Consider the following 3,912-nt stretch of genomic DNA (forward strand, 5'->3'; position numbering starts at 1 on the left):
CTCGTGACCCGCGTCGTCACCCTCGGCGAGACGATGGCGCTCGCCCGCACGACCGAGATCGGGTCGCTGCGTCACGCCGCGGGCCTCGCCCTCGGCATCGGCGGGGCCGAGAGCAACGTGGCCGTCGGATTGCGGCGCCTCGGGATCGACACCTCCTGGCTCGGTCGCGTGGGCGACGACCCCCTCGGCGAGCGCATCGCGCGAGAGCTGCGCGGAGAAGGCCTCGACGTGCACGCGCTCGTCGACGCCGGTGCGCCCACGGGCCTCATGTTGAAGGAGCGTCCCTCCGCGGCATCCACCGCGGTCCACTACTACCGGCGCGGCTCGGCCGGCTCGCGCCTCGCGCCCTCCGACGTCCCCGCGGGATGGATCGAGGATGCCGACCTGCTCCACGTCACGGGCATCACGCCGCTGCTGTCGCCCAGCGCACGCGACACGGTGCTCGCCGCCGTCGATCGTGCCCGCGACGCCGGCGTGCCGGTGAGCTTCGACGTGAACTACCGCTCCGCGCTGGCCGCCCCTGACGTCGCGGGCCCCCTCCTCCGCGAGATCGCCGAGCGCGCGACGCTCGTGTTCGGCGGCGTGGAGGAGTTCGCCCTGTTGACCCCGGATGCCGCGGAATCGCTGCTCGTCGCCGGCGTCGAGCAGGTCGTGGTCAAACGCGGTCCCGCAGGGGCGGCGGTCTTCACCTCCGCGGGCGTCACCGAGGCGCTCGGCTTCGTCATCGACCCCCTCGACACCGTCGGCGCTGGAGACGCGTTCGTCGCCGGCTACCTCAGCGCGTTCCTCGAGGGCCTCGACACGGCTGACACCCTCGTGCGCGCCAACGCCTGCGGCGCGATGGCGTGCCTCGTGCCCGGCGACTGGGAGGCGGCCCCGACCCGCCGCGACCTGGTGCGGTTCCTCGCCGGGGGCGACGACCCGGTTCAGCGCTGACTCCCGACGGGCCGGTCTGCCCGTAGCGCGCGCCAGCCGTCGGCCGCGGTCCGGTCAGCGAGGTCACACGTTCCGCCCGAGATCGCGCGATGTTGCGCGGCTCGATCCGGTGATCTCGCGCGGATCGTGTGATCTCGGCGATGAGCCGCGGGGGCGCGGCCCGGGCTACGGCCGCAACGGGAGCAGCGCGCTGAGGTCGGCGCGCACGCCGGAGGCGACGATGCGGCCCGCGGTCGTGGCATCCGCCCAGTGCTCCTGGCCCGTCGCGACGGCGATCCAGGTGGCGGCGTCGGTCTCGATGACGTTGGGCGGGGTGCCTCGCGTGTGGCGGGGGCCCTCGATCACCTGCACGGCGCCGAAGGGCGGCACACGCATCTCGACCGAGTTGCCGGGCGCCTTCTCGGCCAGCAGCTGCAGCAGGTAACGCACCGCTGTGGCGGTCGCCGGGCGCGGGGCGTCACCGGCGGCGACGGCGGCGAGGGCTGCACGGCCGTCTCCGGTCTCGATACGGCGGGGAGGCATGGCATCCACGCTACCCGCGGGCTCCCGCGCCACGGCCCGCCGGACACAACGCAGGACTTCGTCTATTTCTGCCCCGCCGAACCCCAGCAACAGTCCACCGCCCGGAGGAATCTCCTGCGTTGTGTCCGCGGGCGGCGCGGGCCGGCCGACCCGACAGCGTCAATCGGAGGCCCCGAGCGACACAACGCAGAACCCGCCCCGCGGGACACAACGCAGGAGATCGGCCACGCGCCGTGTGCCCAGGAGCGGCGCCGGCCCGGCTGCCCCCCGAAAACTCCTGCGTTGTGTCCGCGACCGAGGGCCGGACCCCCGCTCGATAGGCTGGCCGCGTGAGAATCCTGGTCCTCGGTTCGGGCGCGCGCGAGCACGCCATCATCCTCGCCCTGCGCTCTGAAGAGGAGTCGCACGCGATCTTCGCCGCACCCGGCAACGCCGGTATCGCCCGCGAGGCGCACCTCGTCGACCTCGATCCGCTCGACCCCACGGCCGTGCTCGAGTTCACCAAGACCGAGGCCGTCGATCTCGTCATCGTGGGCCCCGAGGCGCCCCTCGTCGCGGGCGTCGCCGATCCGCTGCGAGCCCACGGCATCCCCGTCTTCGGTCCCGGCAAAGCTGCGGCCCAGCTCGAGGGCTCGAAGACGTACGCGAAGCGGATCATGGATGCCGCGGGCGTCCCCACCGGAAGATCCGCCCGCGCGGGCGACCTGGCATCGGTCGAAGCGGCCCTCGACGAGTACGGCGCCCCGTACGTGGTCAAGGCCGACGGCCTGGCCGCGGGCAAGGGCGTCATCGTCACCTCCGATCGCGACGCCGCTCTCGCCCATGCCGAGACCTACCTGCCCACCGGCGCCGTGCTGATCGAGGAGTTCCTCTCGGGCCCCGAGGTGTCGCTGTTCTTCCTCAGCGACGGAGACCACGTCGCACCTCTCAGTCCCGCGCAGGACTTCAAGCGCCTGCGCGACGGCGACGAGGGCCCCAACACCGGTGGCATGGGCGCCTACTCTCCGCTGCCGTGGCTGACCGACCGCTTCGGCGGCGAGGACGAGTTCGTCGACCACGTCACCCGCGCGATCGCGGAGCCGGTGATTCGGCAGATGGATGCCGAGGGCACCCCCTTCATCGGACTCCTCTACGCCGGACTCATCCTCACCGAGCAGGGCGTCAAGGTCATCGAGTTCAACGCCCGGTTCGGCGACCCCGAGACGCAGGTCGTGCTCCCCCGCCTGGTCGACCCGCTGGCGCGGCTGCTGCTGGCCGCTGCCTCGGGCACGCTCGAGGATCAGCCCCGCCCCGCGTTCGCCGAGGCGACCGCGGTGACGGTCGTGCTCGCGAGCGAGGGCTACCCCGAGGCGCCGCTCACCGGCCGAGTGCTGACGGGCGTCGACGAGGCCGAAGAGGTCGACGGCGTCCACGTCGCCCACGCCGCCACGGCGCTCCGCGACGGCGAGCTCGTCGCCACCGGCGGACGCGTACTCAGCGTCGTCGCCACCGGCACGACGTTCGCCGAGGCGCGCACCGCGGCCTACGCCGGCCTCGAGCGGATCGGCCTCGAGGGCGGGCAGTACCGCACCGACATCGCCGCGAAGGTCGCGCAGGGCTGAGGCACGGGCACGCGCTGAGGCCCGGGCACGGGCACGGGCACGGGCACGGGCACGGGCACGGGAGGACAATCCGTAAACGGAGGATCGGCCGCGCCGCATCCATCCTCCCGTCGCCGAATCTCCTCCCGTCATCGACTCCGGCCGCCCGTACCCGGCGGCGACATGCCCGTCGACACCCGCCACGACACGCTCGCGCCGACCCGCTGCCCTCGCCTCTGGCCCGGGCCTCCCCTCGCCGCTAACGTGTGGCCATGGTCGACAGGGATGCCATGGCTCGCGGCCGCGAGATCTTCGATCCGATCGCGGAGCGACAGTGTGCGCTGCCCGGCGTCGACATCGGGCGCATGTTCGGCACCGAGGGCCTTCGCATCCGCGAGAAGGTGTTCGCGTTCGTCGTGCACAACGGCTCGCTCGTGGTGAAACTGCCCGAGGAGCGCATCGGCGAGATCGTCGACGAAGGAACCGCCGGGCCCATGATCATGCGTGGGCGACCACTGCGCGAGTGGGCGGAGGTGCCCCTCGACGCGGGCACCGGCCGATGGCAGAGCCTCATCGACGAGGCCCGCGCGTTCGTCGACGAGATCACGCCGTAGCCGCGCCGCGGCTCACCGCCGCTTCGCCCGACACCGCCTTGCGAGGCCGCGGCGAGCCGCGCGGCCGTCGAACCGTGCGCGGCGGAGGAGATACGGCCAGCGGAGGACCACCGGCACGGCATCCATCCTCCGCTCGCCGCATCTCCTCCGTTCATCACCGCCGCGGCCCGACCGCCGCGACCGCCTGGCCACCGAGCGCCTGGCCACCGAGCGCCTGGCCACCTAGCGCGAGCGACGAACGCCGCCGCCCCACGCGGGGA

Annotated in this window: 4 protein-coding genes; 3 read left to right on the forward strand and 1 reads right to left on the reverse strand. The window is 73.4% G+C overall.

Annotated features, from left to right (window positions below; all coding sequences use genetic code 11):
- Positions 1-3: 3 nt before the first annotated feature.
- The gene (locus RWP81_RS15080; RefSeq protein ID WP_314457465.1) at positions 4-936 is read left to right on the forward strand and encodes a sugar kinase; all 933 of its coding nucleotides are present in this window, start codon (positions 4-6) and stop codon (positions 934-936) included.
- Between the two features lie 165 nt (positions 937-1,101).
- Here RWP81_RS15080 and RWP81_RS15085 read toward each other — a convergent pair whose 3' ends face one another.
- The gene (locus RWP81_RS15085) at positions 1,102-1,458 is read right to left on the reverse strand and encodes a sterol carrier family protein (RefSeq protein ID WP_314457459.1); all 357 of its coding nucleotides are present in this window, start codon (positions 1,456-1,458) and stop codon (positions 1,102-1,104) included.
- Positions 1,459-1,787: 329 nt separating this feature from the next.
- On the opposite strand from RWP81_RS15085, the gene purD reads away from it, so the two are divergent.
- Positions 1,788-3,059 carry a phosphoribosylamine--glycine ligase gene (gene purD, locus RWP81_RS15090; protein WP_314457461.1) on the forward strand — a complete coding sequence of 424 codons (1,272 nt, stop codon included), beginning with the start codon at positions 1,788-1,790 and terminating at the stop codon, positions 3,057-3,059.
- A 251-nt stretch (positions 3,060-3,310) separates the two neighbouring features.
- Positions 3,311-3,652, forward strand: a complete 342-nt coding sequence (locus tag RWP81_RS15095) for a TfoX/Sxy family protein (RefSeq protein ID WP_314457463.1) — start codon at positions 3,311-3,313, stop codon at positions 3,650-3,652.
- Positions 3,653-3,912 lie beyond the last annotated feature (260 nt).

The sequence above is a fragment of the uncultured Microbacterium sp. genome (assembly GCF_963521695.1).
Lineage (GTDB): Bacteria > Actinomycetota > Actinomycetes > Actinomycetales > Microbacteriaceae > Microbacterium.

Bases quoted from the DNA above. Each gene is read 5' to 3' on its own strand.
- RWP81_RS15085 (WP_314457459.1), bottom strand. From the start codon at position 1,458: ATGCCTCCCCGCCGTATCGAGACCGGAGACGGCCGTGCAGCCCTCGCC.
- RWP81_RS15095 (WP_314457463.1), top strand. From the start codon at position 3,311: ATGGTCGACAGGGATGCCATGGCTCGCGGCCGCGAGATCTTCGATCCG.